At 65.3% G+C, this 19,547-nt stretch carries 14 protein-coding genes; 10 read left to right on the top strand and 4 right to left on the bottom strand.

Going from position 1 to position 19,547, the window contains the following annotated elements:
• Positions 1–80: 80 nt before the first annotated feature.
• The 8 genes from LT988_RS18745 (at position 81) to LT988_RS18780 (ending at position 12,920) form a co-directional block, all read left to right on the top strand.
• The gene (locus LT988_RS18745; protein WP_232407033.1) at positions 81–905 is read left to right on the top strand and encodes an ABC transporter permease; all 825 of its coding nucleotides are present in this window, start codon (positions 81–83) and stop codon (positions 903–905) included.
• On the top strand, positions 902–1,714 hold the full coding sequence (locus tag LT988_RS18750; protein ID WP_232407034.1) for an ABC transporter ATP-binding protein: 813 nt from the start codon (positions 902–904) through the stop codon (positions 1,712–1,714). The genes LT988_RS18745 and LT988_RS18750 overlap by 4 nt, the downstream gene beginning before the upstream one ends.
• A gap of 310 nt (positions 1,715–2,024) precedes the next feature.
• Positions 2,025–2,762 (top strand): urea amidolyase associated protein UAAP1, encoded by a 738-nt coding sequence (locus tag LT988_RS18755; RefSeq protein WP_232407035.1) that lies wholly within the window; start codon positions 2,025–2,027, stop codon positions 2,760–2,762.
• Between the two features lie 10 nt (positions 2,763–2,772).
• Entirely contained in the window at positions 2,773–3,471 is a 699-nt protein-coding gene (locus tag LT988_RS18760; protein WP_232407036.1) for an urea amidolyase associated protein UAAP2, read from the top strand.
• Positions 3,472–3,618: 147 nt separating this feature from the next.
• Positions 3,619–7,284 (top strand): urea carboxylase, encoded by a 3,666-nt coding sequence (gene uca, locus LT988_RS18765; RefSeq protein WP_232407037.1) that lies wholly within the window; start codon positions 3,619–3,621, stop codon positions 7,282–7,284.
• On the top strand, positions 7,281–9,164 hold the full coding sequence (atzF, locus tag LT988_RS18770; protein WP_232407038.1) for an allophanate hydrolase: 1,884 nt from the start codon (positions 7,281–7,283) through the stop codon (positions 9,162–9,164). The genes uca and atzF overlap by 4 nt, the downstream gene beginning before the upstream one ends.
• 275 nt (positions 9,165–9,439) lie before the next feature.
• Positions 9,440–12,214 (top strand): pyruvate, phosphate dikinase, encoded by a 2,775-nt coding sequence (ppdK, locus tag LT988_RS18775; protein WP_232407039.1) that lies wholly within the window; start codon positions 9,440–9,442, stop codon positions 12,212–12,214.
• Positions 12,215–12,419: 205 nt separating this feature from the next.
• Positions 12,420–12,920, top strand: a complete 501-nt coding sequence (locus LT988_RS18780) for a DUF29 domain-containing protein (RefSeq protein ID WP_232407040.1) — start codon at positions 12,420–12,422, stop codon at positions 12,918–12,920.
• Between the two features lie 77 nt (positions 12,921–12,997).
• On the opposite strand, the gene LT988_RS18785 is transcribed toward LT988_RS18780, so the two are convergent.
• Positions 12,998–13,462 (bottom strand): DsrE family protein, encoded by a 465-nt coding sequence (locus tag LT988_RS18785; protein ID WP_232407041.1) that lies wholly within the window; start codon positions 13,460–13,462, stop codon positions 12,998–13,000.
• Positions 13,463–13,790: 328 nt separating this feature from the next.
• On the opposite strand from LT988_RS18785, the gene LT988_RS18790 reads away from it, so the two are divergent.
• Positions 13,791–14,657, top strand: coding sequence for a phosphate/phosphite/phosphonate ABC transporter substrate-binding protein (locus LT988_RS18790; RefSeq protein WP_232407042.1), 867 nt, complete (start codon positions 13,791–13,793; stop codon positions 14,655–14,657).
• Complete coding sequence (locus LT988_RS18795; RefSeq protein ID WP_232407043.1) at positions 14,654–16,597, top strand: hybrid sensor histidine kinase/response regulator; 1,944 nt, start codon at positions 14,654–14,656, stop codon at positions 16,595–16,597. The genes LT988_RS18790 and LT988_RS18795 overlap by 4 nt, the downstream gene beginning before the upstream one ends.
• A gap of 13 nt (positions 16,598–16,610) precedes the next feature.
• On the opposite strand, the gene LT988_RS18800 is transcribed toward LT988_RS18795, so the two are convergent.
• From LT988_RS18800 to lspA, 3 genes are all read right to left on the bottom strand, one after another.
• The gene (locus LT988_RS18800) at positions 16,611–17,654 is read right to left on the bottom strand and encodes a succinylglutamate desuccinylase/aspartoacylase family protein (protein ID WP_232407044.1); all 1,044 of its coding nucleotides are present in this window, start codon (positions 17,652–17,654) and stop codon (positions 16,611–16,613) included.
• A gap of 200 nt (positions 17,655–17,854) precedes the next feature.
• Positions 17,855–18,760: a 30S ribosomal protein S6--L-glutamate ligase gene (gene rimK / locus LT988_RS18805; RefSeq protein ID WP_232407045.1), complete on the bottom strand. Its 906-nt coding sequence runs from the start codon at positions 18,758–18,760 to the stop codon at positions 17,855–17,857.
• 246 nt (positions 18,761–19,006) lie between these two features.
• Entirely contained in the window at positions 19,007–19,489 is a 483-nt protein-coding gene (lspA, locus tag LT988_RS18810) for a signal peptidase II (RefSeq protein ID WP_232410615.1), read from the bottom strand.
• Positions 19,490–19,547 lie beyond the last annotated feature (58 nt).

Below are 19,547 nucleotides of genomic sequence, written 5' to 3' on the forward strand. Positions count from 1 at the left end.
GGAGTGTGAACCTGACGCACCGACGAGGCCCCGAGGGCTGGAGTCTCTAGCAACGTTCACGCAGCAAACCAGGAGCACCGATGAAACGACTCATCAATCAATGCCCCGGCCCGGTCTCGACCGCGGCACTCGCGCTCCTGCCCTTCGTGGTTCTGGTGCTGGTCTATCTGCTGGCCTCCGATGCGCGGCTGGCGGAGAACCCGAACGACAAGTTGTTGCCGTCGTTCACGACGCTCGCCGAGTCTTTCGTGCGCCTGACCAGCGTGCCGAGTCAGCGCACCGGTGAGATCCTGCTGTGGCAGGACACGGGTGCGAGTCTGCGCAGGCTCGCGCAAGGTGTGGGGATTAGCGCGGCGATCGGGCTGGTCTTGGGGATCGTGTTGGGTGCCATCCCGTTGATCCGGTCCGGATTCGCGCCCTTTGTCGCGGTGCTGTCGCTGATCCCGCCGATGGCCGTGCTGCCGGTGCTGTTCATCGTCTTCGGACTCGGCGAGGTCTCCAAGGTGGTGCTCATCGTCGTCGGGATTACGCCCTTCATCGTGCGCGATCTGCAGCAGCGGGTGCAGGAGCTGCCGCGCGAGCTGATCATCAAGGCGCAGACCCTGGGCGCGAACAGTTGGCAGATCATCCTGCGGGTCATCTTGCCCCAGATCCTGCCGCGGCTGATCGACGCGGTGCGGCTCTCGCTCGGCACCGCCTGGCTCTTTCTCATCTCCGCCGAGGCGATCGCGGCCACCGAGGGGCTCGGCTATCGCATCTTCCTGGTGCGCCGATATCTCGCAATGGATGTCATTCTGCCCTACGTGGTCTGGATCACGATCCTGGCTTACCTGACCGACTTTCTGCTCAAGCAGATCTCGCGCCGGGTCTTCCCCTGGTATCACACCGGAGGACCGGGCCGATGACACCGCGGATCCGCTTCGAGAACGTCTGGATGACCTACGGCGATCAGGTCGTGTTGGAGCGACTCAACCTGACCGTGGCGCCGGGCGAGTTCTGCACCATCGTGGGTGCGTCGGGCTGCGGCAAGACCACGCTGCTGCGCCTGCTGCTCGGCGAGGAGACGCCGAGCCGCGGACAGATCCTGCTCGACGGCGAGCCGCTGCCGGCGGAGCCGGGGCCGGATCGCGGTATCGTTTTTCAACGCTACTCGGTGTTCCCGCATCTCTCCGTTTTGGGCAACGTGTTGCTTGGATTGGAACTGCGTGCCGCGCCGGTGACCGGTCGACTCTTCGGGGGCGCCCGTCGCCACGCGCAGGACGAGGCGGTCGCGATGCTCGAGGCAGTCGGTCTCGGTCAATCGCTGCGCAAGTACCCGACCCAGCTCTCCGGCGGCATGCAACAGCGTCTCGCGCTCGCCCAATCGCTGGTCATGCACCCCCGCATCCTGCTGCTCGACGAGCCGTTCGGCGCACTCGACCCGGGGATCCGCCGCGATATGCACGAGCTGGTCCTGCGGCTCTGGCGCGAGAACAATCTGACCGTCTTCATGGTCACCCACGACATCCGAGAAGGCTTCTATCTGGGCACGCGCCTGTTGGTCTTCGACAAGCTGCGCTACGACCCGGACGCACCTCAGGCCTACGGCGCCGGGATTACCTACGACCTGCCGATCGGACAGACGGATCCGGAAACGCTGGCGGAGGTGTTGGGGCGGTCGCCGGCGGGGCCAGCCGCCGGCCCCCAGCCACCAGCCACCAGAGATGAGCGGTGAGCCCACCGGTCTAAGAGTTGATAGCTGATCCTAAATCCGGCATTCAGAACCGCAAAGGCGCAAAGGATGCAATGTAAAACAATAACTTGCAATTCGAATGAGGTTCACCCTTCGGGTGAATAGCGTCATTGAAGCACGGCATTGAACGCCTTTGCGTCCCTTGCGCCTTTGCGGTTCAAATGGTCTGTTCAGGCTGATAGCTGATAGCTGATAGCTGAGAGCTGATAGCTGAGAGCTGAGAGCAGGAAGCAAGAAGCAGGCGGCAGGCGGCAGGAGCGTCCGCCAACCCCATCAACCGAGGAAACCACCCATGACCACCGAGCCCTTAGACCCCTCGCGCAGCGTCCACACCGAGTTGCTGCCCGGTGCGCGCAACTGGTCTTTCATCATTCGCCGCGGTTTCGCGCTGCGTCTGACCGATCGGCGCGGCGGGGCGAACTGCTCGGCGCTCTTTTTCAACGCGCACGAGAAGCTCGAGCGCTACAACATGGCCGATACGCTCAAGGCGCAGCACACCGCCTTTTTGACCGCGGGCCATGTCTGCTACTCCGACATGGGTCGAATTCTGATGTCGATCACGGCGGACACCTGCGGCTGGCACGACACCTTCTGCGGGGTGAGCGACGCCGCCCTGGTGCGCGAGCGCTTCGGCGAGGCCCGTTATCAGGAGGCGCGCAATGCCTTCCTGAGGAACGGGCGCGAGTTGTTCCTGATCGAGATGGGAAAGTGGGGTCTCGGGCGTCGCGACTTGGTCCCCAACGTCAACTTCTTCAGCAAGGTTGCCGTCGACGAGGCTGGTGTCATGCGCTTCGAGCCCGGTCACTCCAAGCCGGGCGATCATGTCGACCTGCGTGCCGAGATGGACACGCTGGTGGTGCTCAACACCTGTCCGCATCCGCTCGATCCCGCGACCGAGTGGTCGCCCAAGCCGGTGGATCTGGCGATTTATCGCATCGATCCCGCCGCCGAGGATGACCCCTGCCGAATCTCCTGTCCGGAGAACGGACGCGGCTTCGCCAACACCGCCATCTATCACTGCCAGCTCTGAGGGCACCGGCATGACGACCCAGACCCAGACCTCGAACCCGACACAACCGCATCCCGTTGCGGACTTCACGGCCAACCTGGTCGAGAGCAGGCTCGATCCGGCCGATGCCCTCTACGATCACGAGATCCCGGCCGGCGAGCCCTGGCTGCACGAGCTGCGGGCCGGCCAGACCCTGCGCATCCTCGATCTCATGGGCAACCAGGCGGTCGATACGATCTTCTACAGCGCGCGGGATCCCGCCGAACGCTACAGCGCCGTGGACACCATTCGCGCTCAAGGCAGCCTCTACCTCACCACCGGCTCGGTCCTGCTCTCCAATGACGGCAACCCGATGGCGACCATCGTCGCCGACACCTGCGGGCGCCACGACACCCTGGGTGGTGCCTGCGCGGCCGAGTCCAATCAGGTGCGCTATGCCCTGGAAAAGCGGCCGATGCACAACTGCCGCGACAATTATCTGATCGCTCTGGCCGAATCCAGCTACGACATGGGCAAGCGTGACCTCACCGCCAATATCAATTTCTTCATGAACGTGCCGGTGACACCCGAGGGGCACCTGACCTTCGAGGACGGCATATCCGACGCCGGCAAATATGTCGAGCTGCAGGCCGAGATGGACCTCATCGTCCTGGTCTCGAACTGTCCGCAACTCAACAATCCGTGCAACGCCTACAACCCGACGCCGGCGCGGATGCTCATCTGGGACTGATTGCGGTGCCCGCAATCAGGTGCATGTCGGATTTCGCTGCGCTCATCCGACCTACGGCTTTGCATACGGGATTGATGGCCACGGGGACGACCCCGGGGGTCATGTCATCGACGCGGGACGACCCGCGACCGCTCGGAATCGCCGACGATGTTCGACAAGGTCTTGATTGCCAACCGCGGCGCGATTGCCTGCCGCATCATCCGCACGCTCGACGCCTTGGGTGTCGGGTCGGTGGCGGTCTATTCCCGCGCCGATGCCGGGTCGCGACACGTGAGTCTGGCGGGCGAGGCGGTCTGTATCGGCGAGGCGCTGGCGGCAGAGTCGTATCTTGACACGGGTCGGATCCTGGACGCGGCCGAGGCGACCGGGGCGCAGGCGATCCATCCGGGCTACGGCTTTCTCTCGGAGAACGCGAGCTTCGCCGAGGCGTGCGAGCAGCGCGGTTTGGTCTTTCTCGGGCCGACCCCGACACAGTTGCGCGATTTCGGGCTGAAACACCGTGCGCGCGAGCTGGCCGCGGCAAACGCCGTTCCCCTGCTCCCCGGTAGCGGTCTGCTGGAGGACGCCGAGCAGGCGCGCCGCGAGGCGGAGCGGATCGGCTATCCGGTGATGCTCAAGAGCACGGCGGGCGGCGGCGGGATCGGGATGCAGCAGTGCGCCGATTCCGATGAGTTGACCGCTGCCTTCGAGCGGGTGCGGCGGCTCGGTCAGAACAACTTCGCCGATGCCGGGATCTTCCTCGAGCGCTATGTCCGCGGGGCCCGACACATCGAGGTGCAGATCTTCGGCGACGGGCTCGGCGGCGTCGTGGCGCTCGGCGAGCGCGATTGTTCCCTGCAGCGGCGTAATCAGAAGGTCGTCGAGGAGACCCCGGCCCCGCATCTCCCGTCCGAGCTGCGCGCCGCCATGCTGGAGACCGCGTGCCGTCTCGGCGCCGCCGTGGCCTATCGCTCGGCCGGGACGGTCGAGTACATCTACGACACGGAGCGTGCCGCTTTCTATTTCCTGGAGGTCAACACGCGTCTTCAGGTCGAGCACGGGGTGACGGAGGCGGTGACCGGGGTCGACCTGGTCGAGTGGATGGTCCGCCTGGGGGCGGGCAGTCTGCCGGATCTCGGCGTGCTGGCCGTCGAGCCGCGAGGTCATGCGATCCAGGTCCGTCTCTATGCGGAGGATCCGGGCAAGGGGTTTCAGCCGAGCGCGGGGCTCTTGACCCGGGTCGAGCTGCCGTCGGACGTCAGGGTCGACACCTGGATCGAGACCGGGACGCAGGTCTCTCCCTACTACGATCCGCTACTCGCCAAGGTCATCGTCCATGCGGAGGATCGCCCCGCAGCGCTCGCACGCCTCGGGCAGGCGCTGGAGCGGACCGAGATCGCCGGCATCGAGACCAATCTCGGCTATCTGCGCCAGGTCATGCGCGACACGGCGGTGATCGCCGGCCGCCATCATACCGGCACCCTGGGGGGCTTCATCTATCGGCCCGAAACCATCGACGTCCTGTCGGCGGGCACCCAGACTACGGTGCAGGACTGGCCGGGGCGACTGGGCTACTGGGACGTCGGTATCCCCCCTTCCGGACCCATGGACGATCTGGCGTTTCGGCTCGGCAACCGGATGCTCGGCAATCCATCCGACGCCGCCGGGCTGGAGCTCACGGTCACGGGGCCGACGCTGCGTTTCAATCGCGATGCGCGCGTCTGTCTGACCGGAGCCGAGATGGCGGCACAGATCGACGGACGCCCGGTGCCCTGGTGGCGTCCCGTGGCCGTGCGCGCCGGGGAGGTGCTGCGTCTCGGTGCGATGGTCGGATCCGGGGCGCGCGCCTATCTGACGGTATGCGGTGGCCTGCAGGTGCCGACCTATCTCGGCAGTCGCGCCACCTTCACACTCGGCCGATTCGGCGGGCATGGCGGGCGTCCGTTGCAGGTCGGGGATGTCCTGCATCCGGCGACCGATCCGGATCGGGGCGGCGATCAACCGACACCCGCGAGCCACGGAGGGCCGAGCGAGTCCGGTCTGCCCGAGTCCCTGATCCCGCGCTACGGCGATACCTGGACGCTGCGGGTGATCTACGGGCCGCACGGGGCACCCGAGTTCTTCACCGACGAGGACATCGCCACACTCTTTGCGACCGCCTGGGAGGTGCACTACAACTCGAGCCGCACCGGGGTGCGCCTGATCGGCCCCAAACCGACATGGGCGAGACCGGACGGCGGCGAGGCCGGGCTGCATCCATCCAACATCCACGACAACGCCTACGCCCTCGGGACGCTGGACTTCACCGGCGATATGCCGGTCATCCTGGGGCCGGACGGGCCGAGTCTGGGCGGGTTCGTCTGCCCGGCGACGGTGATCTCGGCGGATCGTTGGTGTCTGGGGCAGCTCCGGCCGGGTGATCGGGTGCGTTTTGTGGCGGTCGATCAGGAGACCGCGAATGCACTGGAGGCTGCGCGGGACGACATGATCTCCCGGCTTGCGGCGCCGGCGGCGGTAAAGGCCAATCCGGTGCTTCCCGCGGACCTGCGCTTGCGTCGGATCGAGCCGCCCGAGCATCCGTTCGGCGTCACCTACCGGGCCTCGGGCGACAAGGGCCTGCTGGTGGAATACGGCCCGCAGGTGCTGGATATTCGGCTGCGCTTCCGGGTCCATGCGTTGATGCTTTCGCTCCGGGCCGAGCCGATCCCGGGCGTGCTCGAGCTCACCCCGGGCATTCGCTCTTTGCAGGTGCGCTACGACAGCCGTGCGCTGAAGCTCGGCGCTCTGCTCGACCGGCTCGTCGAGCGCGAGCAGGCCCTCGGCGATGTCGAGTCATTGTCGGTTCCGGCGCGCGTGGTGCATCTCCCCTTGTCTTGGGACGACTCGTCCACCCGGCTCGCGATCGAGAAATACATGCAGTCGGTGCGACCGGACGCCCCTTGGTGTCCGAGCAACATCGAGTTCATCCGGCGCATCAACGGACTCGACAGCATCGATGATGTCCGGCGCATCCTCTTCGAGGCGAGCTATCTGGTGATGGGGCTCGGCGACGTCTATCTCGGCGCGCCGGTCGCGACACCGCTGGATCCAAGACATCGCCTGGTGACGACCAAGTACAACCCGGCACGCACCTGGACTCCCGAGAACGCGGTCGGGATCGGCGGCTCCTATCTCTGCGTCTACGGTATGGAGGGGCCGGGCGGATATCAGTTCGTCGGTCGCACGCTCCAGATGTGGAATCGCTTCAAACGTACCCCGGACTTCGAGCGGCCCTATCTGCTGCGTTTCTTCGACCAGATACGCTTCTATCCGGTCTCCGAGCAGGAGTTGGCCGAGCTGCGCGAGGCCTTTCCACGCGGCGGTTTTCGGCTCCGGGTCGAGGAGACGCAGTTCAGCCTCGCCGAGTACCAAGCGTTTCTTCAGACAAACGCGGACTCGATCGCGGCCTTCAAGGCACGCCAACAAGCCGCCTTCGAGGCAGAGCGCGAGCGCTGGGCCGCGGCCGGTCAGCTCGAGGTCGACCGGGACGTCGGCATCGGCGCATCCGGGCACATCGACGAGCAGGCCGAGTCGCTCCGGCTCGTACCGGGCGAGCTGGCGATCGAGAGCCATGTCCACGGCAGTGTCTGGCAGCTCGCGGTGGAGGTCGGGGACCAGGTCGAGCCCGGCCAAGTGCTGCTGGTCCTGGAGTCCATGAAGATGGAGATCGCCGTGCATGCCGATCGGAGCGGGCGGGTCGCGCGTATCCTCTGCCGGGGCGGCGCCCAGGTGACACCCGGTCAGGCGATCCTCGTGCTGGACGCAGGTGCCGACGCAACGGAGCAGACAGCATGAGCCAGAACCCGCAGACGCCCTTGAATCTCTCGATCCGCCATCTCCTCGCAGCCTATCGCCAACGCCGGCTCACGCCCGCGACGCTGGTGGAGCAGATTCGCACGCGGATCGCCGAGCACGCGGCAGACAACATCTGGATCCATGTCCTATCCGACGCCGAGTTGACCCCTTATCTGGCAAGGTTGTTCGAGGCCGATCCGGAGACGCTTCCGCTCTACGGCATCCCCTTCGCGATCAAGGACAATATCGACCTCGCGGGCGTGCCGACGACCGCCGCGCTGCCGGAGCTTGCCTGGACACCGGAGCGCTCCGCCACCGTCGTCGAGCATCTGATCGCCGCCGGCGCGCTGCCCATCGGCAAGACCAATCTCGATCAGCTCGCGACCGGGCTGGTGGGCACCCGCTCGCCCTACGGCGCCGTGCCCAATGCCTTCGATCCGGACTACATCGCCGGCGGCAGCAGCTCGGGCTCCGCCGCGGCGGTCGCGCACGGGCTCGTCAGCTTCGCCCTGGGCACGGATACCGCCGGCTCCGGGCGTGTCCCGGCCGCGCTCAACAATCTGGTCGGCATCAAGCCGACCCGCGGTCTCCTCAGCACCCGCGGTGTCTTGCCGGCCTGCCGCACGCTCGACTGCGTGAGCCTCTTTACGCTCGATCTGGCCGATGCCAACCAGCTGATGCCGATCGTCGCCGGCTTTGACCCGGAGGATCCCTTTGCGCGGCCCGCACCGTCGCCGCCGCTGCGGGACCAAGGAGCGACCGATGCATCCTTCCGTTTCGGCGTGCCCTCCACGCTCGAGTGGTTCGGCGATAAGGTGAGCGAGCGTCTGTTCGAGGCGACAGTGCGACGCCTCGGCGCGCTCGGCGGCGAGGCGGTCACCATCGACTTCACCCCGTTTTCCGAGGCGGCCCGCCTACTCTACGAGGGCCCCTGGGTCGCGGAGCGTTACGCCGCCGTCGAGGACTGGATCCGAACCCGCCCCGAGACCCTGCACCCGGTCACCCGCGCCATCATCGAGCCGGCCGCCGAGGCTCGTGCGGTCGATGCCTTCAAGGCTCAATACCGGTTGGCCGAGATCAAGCGCAAAACCGACGCGCTCCTGCTTGATCTGGACTGTGTTCTAACCCTGACGATCGCAACGCCTTATCGCATCGCGCAGGTCGCCGCCGATCCGATCCGGCTCAACAGCAACCTGGGCTATTACACCAATTTCATGAACCTGCTGGATCTGGCTGCCGTTTCCGTGCCCGCGGGGATGCGGCCCGATGGTCTGCCATTCGGCGTGACCCTCTTCGCTCCCGCCTTCAGCGACGCGGTTCTGGCACAGCTTGCCGAGCGCCTGCATCTGGATCCGGGCCAGACCGCTTGGCCGACCCAAGGGGCCACCGGATATCCGGTGTCGGCGGTCGCGACAGGCGGTGCGAGTCGTCTCGCGGCAGAGCCGAGCGATATGCCGCACGCTTCAGCCTCCAAGCCTGACGACTCGATCCCGGAGAACCTTCCGCTCGTCGTCTGCGGAGCCCACCTCTCCGGACTTGCGCTCAATCACCAACTGATCGAGCGCGGCGCGCATCTGCTGTGCGCAACCAAGACCGCGCCCCGTTATCGGCTCTACGCACTCCCCGGTGGTCCACCCGAGCGTCCCGGCCTCATCCGCGTCCCGACAGACGGCGTCGCGATCGAGGTCGAGGTCTGGGCGCTCCCGCAGACGGCCGTCGGCAGCTTTCTCGGCGGCATCCCGGCACCGCTCGGGCTCGGCAGCGTCGAGCTGGCCGACGGCCGGTGGGAGAAGGGCTTTATTTGCGAGGGTTTCGCGGCGGAGGGTGCGCGAGACATCAGTGAGCTCGGGGGCTGGCGGGCGTATCTGGGGGGTTGCTGAGGTCGGCCGCCAGCCGCCAGCCAGGAGTGGATGACCGGAACCTGGAATCCGATAGCTGATAGCTGATAGCTGATAGCTGATAGCTGATCGCTGATCGCAGGAAGCAAGAGGCTCGCCCCGGGCCCTCGCCCCGGGCCCTCGGCACACCCCCGCACAAAATTCCCCCCGACCGAACCGCGAAGCTCTGCGACAATACGCCGGTTGCCGCGGCACGGGTCCGCGCGCTCGATTCCAGACAACCCGCAACGAAAAGACGAGAGAGGTACGTTCGACCAATGGCATCCCAAACCACCAAACATGTATTCGCATTCGAAGACGGCGACGGCAAGGACAAAAGACTGCTCGGGGGCAAGGGCGCCAATCTTTGCGAGATGACCCAGATGGGTCTGAATGTCCCGCCCGGTTTCGTGATCTCCACCGCAGCCTGCCTGGAGTACCTCGATTCGCCCGAGCGTGCCTTGCCCGCCGGCCTGATGGACGCGGTACATGCGCAGATGCGTGCCGTGGAGAAGAAGACCGGAAAGGGGTTCGGCGATCCGGACAATCCCTTGCTGGTCTCGGTGCGCTCCGGCTCGGCCATGTCCATGCCCGGCATGATGGACACGATTCTGAACTTGGGTCTGAACGAGGAGACGCTGCAGGGCGAGATCCGCGCCACCGGGGATGCCCGCTTCGGCTACGACGCCTATCGCCGCTTCATCCAGCTCTTCGGCAAGGTTGCTCTCGGCGTGCCGGATGCGGCCTTCGACCACGAGCTCGAGGAGGTCAAGGAGGCGGCGCACGCCAAGCAGGACGTCGACCTGAGCGCGAATGATCTGAAAGAGGTCAGCGAGCGTTTCCTTCGGGTCGTTGAGGCGCATACCGGTCACCCCTTCCCGTCCGATCCCTACCGTCAATTGGAGATCGCCATCAAGGCGGTCTTCAATAGCTGGGGCGGCAAGCGCGCGGTCGACTACCGCAGACAGTTCCACATCACGCCCGAGATGGCCAACGGCACCGCGGTCAACGTGGTCACCATGGTCTTCGGCAACCGCGGCGATGACTCGGCGACCGGCGTTGCCTTTACGCGCAACCCGGGTTCGGGCGAGAACAAGCTCTACGGCGAGTATCTGGTCAACGCCCAGGGCGAGGACGTGGTCGCCGGTATCCGCACGCCCAAGCCGATCTCGCGGCTGCGTGCGGAGATGCCCGAGATGGCGGCTCAGCTCGACATCCTCCGCGAGAAGCTCGAGACCCACTACCGCGAGGTGCAGGACTTCGAGTTCACGATCGAGCGCGGCCAGCTCTTCTGTCTGCAGACCCGCAACGGCAAGATGAACGCGGTCGCGATGGTACGCACTTCGGTGGAGATGGAACGGGAGGGTTTGATCAGCAAGGAGGAGGCGCTGCTGCGCATCCAGCCCGATCTGCTCGAGCAGATGCTCTTCCCGCGCCTGGATCCGACGGTCAAGGCCGAGCCGGTCGCTCAGGGTCTTCCGGCATCCCCCGGCGCGGCGTTCGGGATCGCGGTCTTCGATGCCGATCGTGCCGAACAGTTCGGCCATGAGCTTGGTCAGAAGGTCATCCTGGTTCGGGAGGAGACCAAGCCGGAGGATATCCACGGTTTCTTTGCGGCGGAAGGTATCCTGACCTCACGCGGGGGCAAGACCTCCCATGCGGCCGTCGTCGCGCGCGGCATGGGCAAGCCCTGCGTCGCGGGCGCCGAAGGCATCAGCGTGGACGTGAACCGGCGGGAGGCTCGGGTCGGCTTGACCAGTTTCAAAGAAGGCGACGTCATTACCATCGACGGCACCTCGGGTAAGGTCTATCTCGGCGCGATCCCGACGGTCGAGCCCGACTTCACGCCCGAGCTCGACGTCCTGCTCGGGTGGGCAGACGAGATGGCCCGGCTCAAGGTTATGGCCAACGCGGACACGCCCGAGGATGCTCGTCGCGCGCGAAAATACGGTGCTGTCGGCATCGGTCTGGCGCGCACCGAGCGCATGTTCAACGACGTCCAGCGCCTGCCGGTGGTGATCGAAATGATCGTCGCCGAGACCCCGGAGACACGTCAGGCGGCACTCGATAAGCTGTTGCCTCTGCAGCGCAAGGACTTCCGCGATCTATTCGAGGTGATGGCGCCGAATCCGGTCACCATTCGGTTGCTCGACCCGCCGATCCACGAGTTCTTGCCCGACGAGCATGTCCTCGAGCGCGAGCTGACGGATCTGCGTGTCCTCGCTCGCACGACGCGCGGCATGAGCGTGCTGGCCGGGGCGATGGGACTGCTCCACTCGCCCGACAACGTCCGCCAAGATGTCGAGTCGCTTCGGCGCATGGTCGACCCGGCGATCGTCGAGGAGGCCATCGCCAAGAAGGAGGCGATGCTGCGCAAGGTCCGTGCGCTCTACGAGACCAACCCCATGCTGGGTCATCGCGGCGTGCGTCTCGGCATCACCTTCCCCGAGATCTACCAGATGCAGATCCGGGCGATCCTGGAAGCGGCGGCCGAATGCACCAAGGCGGGCATCGAGGTCCATCCACAGATCAAGGTGCCGCAGGTCTGCACGGCGCAGGAGCTGCGGATGGTCAAGGCGTTTGTCGACACCATCCATGCCGAGGTCGCCGAGACCTACGGCCAGCCGGTGAACTTCAAGTTCGGCACCATGATCGAGGTGGTGCGGGCCTGCATGCGTGCCGAGTCGCTCGCGGAAGAGGCGGAGTTCTTCTCCTTCGGCACCAACGACTTGACGCAGGCGACCTTCTCCTTCTCGCGCGAGGACGCCGAGAACAAGTTCCTGCCGCTCTACAACCAATCCGGCATTCTGCAAGACAACCCCTTCGAGGTGCTGGACGTGAAGGGTGTGGGCAAGCTGATGCAGTTGGCCGTGGACTGGGGCCGCTCGGTCAAACCCAACCTGCATGTCGGCATCTGCGGCGAGCACGGCGGCCATCCGGCCTCCATCGCCTTCTGCCACCAAGCCGGGTTGGACTACGTGAGCTGCTCGGGTCCGCGCGTGCCGGTCGCCCGGCTTGCGGCCGCCCATGCGGCGCTGAACGCGACTCGATAGGGTAGGGAGCCGATGATCCGGCCAGGGATGGCCGTTCGTGACGGGAGAGCATTTTTTCCTGCGTGCACGTCATGGGATCGACCGTTGCGGGTGATCGGATGGCCCTCCGCACTGCGCAGGGATGTGCTTCGTTGCCGTCAACGCAGGTCAGCCCCATTCTCTAAGGGTCGACCGTCTATCGACCTCTCCACGAGGATGCATTCACATGAGGGTGAAACCGCACCCACAAGCTCCCGAGCTCACTGAACTTTACGACACCGACATCGTTGCCTGGGCAAACGAGCAGGCGCGGCTCCTGCGCACCGGTTGCCTGGACCGGCTCGATATCGAGCACCTTGCCGAGGAGTTCGAGGACGTGGGCAAGAGCGAGCAACGCGAGCTGGCCAGTCGTATGACGGTTCTGTTGACGCACCTACTGAGGTCGCGGTTTCAGCCGGAGCGGCGAGGCGCGAGCTGGGAGACCACCATCCGCACGCAGCGCGCAGGCATCGCGCGGCGCCTCCGTCGTACGCCAAGTCTGGCGCGATCGCTCGACGATCCCGACTGGTGGGCCGATGCCTGGGACGACGCACTGGACGCTGCCACGCGCGAGACCGGTATCGCCGACCTGCCAAGGAACTGTCTGTGGGCTGTCGGTCAGGTGCTGGACGGCGATTGGTTGCCGAGCGGCAAAGACCCTTTGCCGCCGTCCGATAGGAAAGAATAAAGCGATTCCCGATGAATCCGAAACGCGGTTGGGCACCCTGCCCATCCCGCGTGTTTGCGGCCTGGCCGCGACGTTCCTTAAGGCTTGATATAGGTAAAGTCTTGCTGCTGCAGCCGCGACAACTCGGCGACGCCGCTCGGGACGATATCGGCCTCGCTCAGGTCATACATGTCGTCGACCTCAACATTGCGGCCCTTCAGGGTGTTCGCGCAGACCTCGAACGCAACGCCCTGTTGTTTGAGCCCGTCGATCCTCGCGGCCATGTTCTGGTCGGCATTCGCCGCTTTCATCTTGGTGCCCTCCAGAGCGTCGGGTTCGAGGAGCAACGAGATGCCGTCGCCGTGCATAACGACCTTGACCTCGATATTCTCGGCTCCGACCGCATCGATCTGATTCTGAATATTGCGTAGGGCCGCGATCTGTGTCGCCGCATCATCGACGTTGATGTGGTAGACGACCTTCTGCTGCCCATAGCGCTCGTCTGCGTTGGCGGCGCCGGCGACCAGAAGGAAGAGGGATGAAGCCAGGATGATGCGTTTCACTCGATATACTCCGATAGTGGTTTTTGTTTGATTTGTCGTGCGCTAGGGTCGGACGGGTGTGTTCACGACGCGATGCACGGGTTACCGATGCGTTGCGCAAGCCCCTTCGGATGGATCTCCGACTCTGCAAGGAGGATATGCCATAATCGGCTGGGATAATTCAGCGCTCTGAGTATGGATTTGGCCGGCGGCGCCGGATATCGTCAATCCTGCAGCCCGCGTGCGATAGGGGGTCGATCGGATGGCAACAGCAGAAACGTGTTCTTCGCGCTCGGGTTCCGCCTTCGGTCTCCGTGGCGTTTCGTCATTCGGGTTGCTCCGGCCTCTGTTGCTTCTTCTGTGTGCGTTCACCTTAAACTTTCCGTGTGCGACCGGGTCGCAGGCGGGGTCGGGGACAGGGGGTGCGCATCAACCGGAGGCGGCGCCCACGCTGACCTTCGGGGTCGTCCCCCAGCAGGCATCCAGCAAGCTGGCGCGGCTCTGGTCGCCGATCCTGGACGACCTGAGTGCACGCACCGGGGTCCAAATCGGTTTCCGCACGGCACCGGATATCCCGACCTTCGAGCAGCGATTGGCCGCGGGCGACTATGATCTGGCCTACATGAACCCCTACCACTACACGGTCTTCAGTCAATCCCCGGGCTATCGTGCCTTCGCGCGACAACGTGGTCAGCGCATCCGCGGACTCCTGGTGGTGCGGCGTGATTCACCGATCAAGGACATCGCCGAACTGGCCGGACAGGAGATCGCCTTTCCGGCGCCCGCGGCCTTTGCCGCCAGCGTCCTGCCACAGGCCGCGCTGCGCCGGGCCGGGATCGATATCAAGCCGCACTATGTGCGCTCGCACGATTCGGTGTATCGCGCCGTGGTCGGGGGGCTGTACCCCGCCGGCGGCGGAATCGAGCGGACCTTTCAGGGGGCCGAGCCGGAGGTGCGCGACCAACTGCGGGTCCTCTGGATGACCCCCGAATACACGCCGCATGCGATCGCGGCGCACCCACGGGTCGATCCGGCTCTGGTGGCGAGGATCCGTGATGCCATGGTGTCGATGGCGGAGACGCCGCAGGGGGCCGAGCTGCTGGCGGCGATCGAGTTCGATGGGATCGAGGCCGGCGAGGACGCCGATTGGGACGACGTACGCGCCCTCGGAATCGACCTGCCGATCGAGACCGCGGTCCCCGATATCCGCCGATGAATCTTGGTCGCGCCGGTTGGATCCTGTCGTTTCGCGGCAAGACCGTCATCGGCATCGCGCTGATCGAGATCGTTCTGCTCGCGATTCTGGTCTGGTCGAGCCTGCATTATCTCGGCGATTCAAGCGTCCGTTCCATCGCCGATCGCGCCCGCGATACCGCTACACAGTTCGCCGCCTTGGCCAAGGACGCGGTCTTGTCCGAGGATCTGGCCACCTTGGAAACCTTCGCCGACGAGGTCATGGCCAACGAGCACATGGCTTACCTGCGCGTCATCGGCTACGGAAATCTCTTGGTCCAGCGTGGCGCGCCCGAAGTCCTCGCCAGGCCGTACGAGGCCGACTCGGAGACGGTGCGCCCTGTAGACGGCATGTTCGACGCCGACGCGCCGGTTCGCGAAGGCGGGACGGATTTCGGTCGAATCGAGATCGGGATGTCCACGCAGGCGCAGGAAACGCTCCTCGAAGAGGCGCGCACGTACCTCTTGAGTATTGCGACGGCCGAGGTGGTGCTGGTTGCCTTGTTCTCGATCCTGCTGGGGACTTATCTCACCCGCGCCCTGGATGGACTGCGCGGGGCGGCACACGCCATCATCGAGGGTGGACCCGGGCACATGGTGCCGGTGCGCGGCCGCGACGAGATCGCAGATACGGCACGCGCCTTCAACACGATGTCCGAGCGCCTGCGGCGGAGCTACTCGGAGCTGGATGAGGCACGGCGTCGTGCCGAGGCCGCCGCCGACGCGGCGGAGGCGGCATCCGCCGAGGCCACTCGGGCCAATGCGGCCAAATCCCGGTTCCTGGCCCATATGAGCCATGAGCTGCGCACCCCGTTGAACGCCGTGTTGGGGACCCTCGACCTCGCCGAAGACTGGGTGTTGCCGGCCGAGCAGCATGCACAGCTCGGTGTCGCGCGGGACGCGGGCCGGGCGCTGCTCGAGCTGATCAACAATGTGCTCGACCTCTCCAAGATCGAGTCGGGTGAGATGGATCTTTACCCGGAGCCGGCGAACCTGGACGCGCTGGTGCGTGCCGCGGTGTCGATGGTCCTGCCGCTCGCGCAGGCCAAGGGCCTGACGCTGGAGGCGCGGGTCGATCCAAGTCTGCCCGCTGCCGTTTCGGTCGATCCGCTGCGTTTGCGTCAAGTGCTGGTCAATTTGGCCGGCAATGCGGTGAAGTTCACCGAAGCGGGTCGAATCGAGCTGCGCGTCGAGACCCGGTGCCCCGGCGAACCCTGTCAACGCGTGCGCTTCGAGGTCCTCGACTCCGGCATCGGCATACCGCTGGACCGTCAGGCCAGCCTGTTCGACGAATTCACCCAGGTGAACGATCCAGTCGGACACGAACGGCGCGGCGGGACCGGCCTCGGGCTCGCGATCTCGCAGCGCATTGTCAATCTGATGGGCGGGAGCATCCATATCGACAGTGCGCCCGGTCGCGGAAGCTGTTTTTGGTTCGAGCTGACCCTGATACCTGCGGAGCGGATTGCACCGCCTGAACCTCGGCGGTCGGTCCCGACCTGTCGTCCTGCGGATCAGGATGCTCGCAGCGCCTTGCCGGTCCTGCTCGTCGACGACAACCAGGTCAATCGCATGGTGGCCGAGGCGACCTTAAAGAAGGCAGGCTATCGGGTGAGCACCGCGACCAACGGTGTAGAGGCGCTCGAGGTGGTCTGCGCCGGGCCGATCGGCAGCATCCTCATGGACGTTTCCATGCCCGTCATGGACGGGATCGAGGCCTCGCGTCGGATTCGCGCGCTAAGCGGTGACCCTGGTCGTGTGCCCATCATCGCCATGACGGCACACGCTTTGAAGGAAGAGGAGGATCGCTGCATGGCGGCGGGGATGGACGACTTTATTACCAAACCCTTTGTTCGCGCGAGTCTTCTGGACGTGCTCGCCCGGTGGCATGGACGCGACACGGAATCGCACAGGCCGCACTAGGTGCTAGCACCCGTCAAATAATCACCGTCTCCTCCTCGTCATCCGGATCCAGTGCGTCTCGATACTGCTCCAACAAGGCCGCCGCGGTCTCCGGTTTGCCGAAGCACGCAAGGTGATAGAGGGCCTCTCCCTCGGTAATGAGCGGCAGATTGGTGCGGCCGATCACAATGCCGCTGACGGGCGAGAGCACCGGGTCGTCGACCGGTCGGAAGGGGTCGGTGATGATGCCCAGGGTGTCGCCCTTGCCGACGTGCGCGCCGAGCGGGGTGAGGGAGAGTAGGATGCCGCTCTGATGGGCACGGACCCAGACGCTGGAGCGGGCGACAAGCGGTTCGTGTCCGATGGCGCGGCGCGGCGCGGTCGATCGGATCATCCCGATGTGGCGCATGACTCCCAAGATGCCGCGCAGACCTGCGCGCACGGCGAACTCGTCGAAACGCAGCGCTTCGCCCCCCTCGTAGAGCAGGATGGGAACGCCGCGCGCGGCGGCCTCCGCGCGCAGCGATCCGGGGCGTATCTCCGCGTCGAGGATGACCGGTGTCTCGAACGCCTTCGCCAATGCCGGCATGTCCTCGCAGGCGTTGAGCGTGACGCGGATCTGCGGCAGGTTCTCGCGGTGGATTGCGCCCGTGTGCAGATCGATCCCGTGGGTCGAGCCCTCGACCACCTCGCTGATCAGGGTGGTGGCCAGGCGCGCGGCGAGCGAACCCTTGTCGGATCCGGGGAAGCTGCGGTTCAGGTCGCGCCGATCCGGGAGATAGCGAGACTGACGGACATAGCCGTAGACGTTGACGACGGGAACGGCGAGAAGGGTGCCGCGCAGCCGGCTCAATGTTTTTTGCAGCAGGAGCCGGCGGATGATCTCGACCCCGTTGATCTCGTCGCCGTGGATGGAGGCGGTCACGAACAGACGCGGGCCCGGTTTGCGGCCTCGAACCACATGCACCGGCATATAGACGGGTGTGGTCGTGTAGAGATTGGGAAGCGGGATGTCGACCCGGGCGCGCTCCCCGGGTTGGATCTCGCGACCGGCGATGGTGACTGAATCTGCGGTCATCGGCGGGTGTCCTTGGAGACAGACACCGCGATCTTGTCATGAAATCGCCATGTTGTGGGATTTGGTTTTCGGTCGGTGATCGGGTTTCGGGTATCCGTTATCGGTTGTCAGGTTCGAGTGGACAGCCGCCAATCGCCAACATCGCCTGAGCGGCTCAACGGCCACCATGAGCCTGATCACCAATAGCCACCTTCGCCAAGTCACCCCTGCCCGCGCGTACGGGTCTTACCGAGTACGGCGTTCTTCTCGACGAGCTCGATCATTTGCGAGGCGATGTCCTTGCCCGTCGCCCGCTCGATTCCCTCCAGCCCCGGCGAGGAGTTGACCTCCATCACCACGGGGCCGTGGTTGGAGCGCAGGATGTCGACGCCGGCGACGTTCAAGCCCATGATTTTGGCGGCTCGGGTCGCGGTCGAGCGCTCCTCGGGCGTGATGCGGATCAACGAGGCGCTTCCGCCTCGGTGGAGGTTGGAGCGGAATTCGCCGGCCTTGGCTTGGCGTTTCATGCTCGCGACGACCTTGTCGCCGATCACGAAACAACGGATGTCGGCGCCGTTCGCTTCTTTGATGTATTCCTGGACCAGGATGTTGACCTTAAGGCCCATGAACGCCTCGACCACGCTCTCGGCGGCTTGTTGGGTTTCCGCGAGCACGACGCCGATGCCTTGAGTGCCTTCCAGGAGCTTGATGACCAGCGGGGCACCGCCCACCATCTTAATGAGATCTTCGACATCGTCCGGGGCGTGGGCGAAGCCGGTGATGGGCAGACCGATCCCTTTGCGCGAGAGCAGCTGCACGGAGCGGAGCTTGTCGCGAGCGCGGGTGATGGCGACCGATTCGTTCAGTGGATAGACCCCGAGCATCTCGAACTGACGCAATACCGCCGTCCCGTAGAAGGTGACCGAGGCACCGATTCGCGGGATGACGGCGTCGAAGTCGCTGAGCTCCTCGCCTCGATAGTGGATCGAGGGTGCATGCGAAGTGATGTTCATGTAGCAACGCAGGACGTCGACGACCTTGGTGTCGTGTCCACGCATGCGGGCCGCCTCGACGAGGCGCCGAGTGGAATAGAGCGTCGGGTTGCGCGAGAGGATGGCGATTTTCATGGCGTAGCCTTCTGGTGTTGGATCGTCCCGTCTCGAGGGATGCGGGTCGGGTGCGTAGAGGCGGGCGGCGCGCGGCGAGCGGGGTGGCTTGGGGCTCACGATCGAGGCGGAATCATACCGAAAGCGCGTAGTCGCGATCGTTCCGGCATCCTCGACCGGTCATCCGATGCTTCGACTCCGCTCAGTCCGCGTGGTTGCGGAGCGGCCTGCCTCCGGAGCGCGGGAATCCGTGCGGCGCAGGCCGACTCACGAGGGATCGGTCTCCCGCAAGGTTGCGATCAGCATGACGAGGACGCCGACACTGATGGCGCTGTCCGCGATGTTGAACGAGGGCCAGGGATTGAAGACGGAAAGCGGGATCACGGGAAGATAGACCTGAATGAAGTCGACGACATGACCGAGCAGGACTCGGTCGATCAGGTTGCCCACAGCGCCGCCGATCAAGAGCGCCAGTCCGAATGCAAGTGCGCCCGATCCGGATTTCAGGCGCAGCAGCCAGACGGTGAGTGCGACCGTAATGCCGACGGCCACCAGGGCGAACAGCCAACGCTGCCAGCCCCCGGCATCGGCCAAGAAGCTGAACGCAGCGCCGGTATTAAACATCAGGGTCAGGTTGAGGTTCGGGATGAGCTCGATGACCTCGAAGGGCTCGAGCAGGCCCAGCACCAACCACTTGGTGGCCTGGTCCAGCACCAGGACGACGAGCGAGAGCCAGAGCCAGCGTTTCATGACGCCGCCTTTGGTGCTCGGGCCAGTCGCCGAGCCGGTTGCCGAGTCGACCTGTGCG

The sequence above is a fragment of the Thiocapsa bogorovii genome (genome assembly GCF_021228795.1).
In the GTDB taxonomy this organism is placed as follows: domain Bacteria; phylum Pseudomonadota; class Gammaproteobacteria; order Chromatiales; family Chromatiaceae; genus Thiocapsa; species Thiocapsa bogorovii.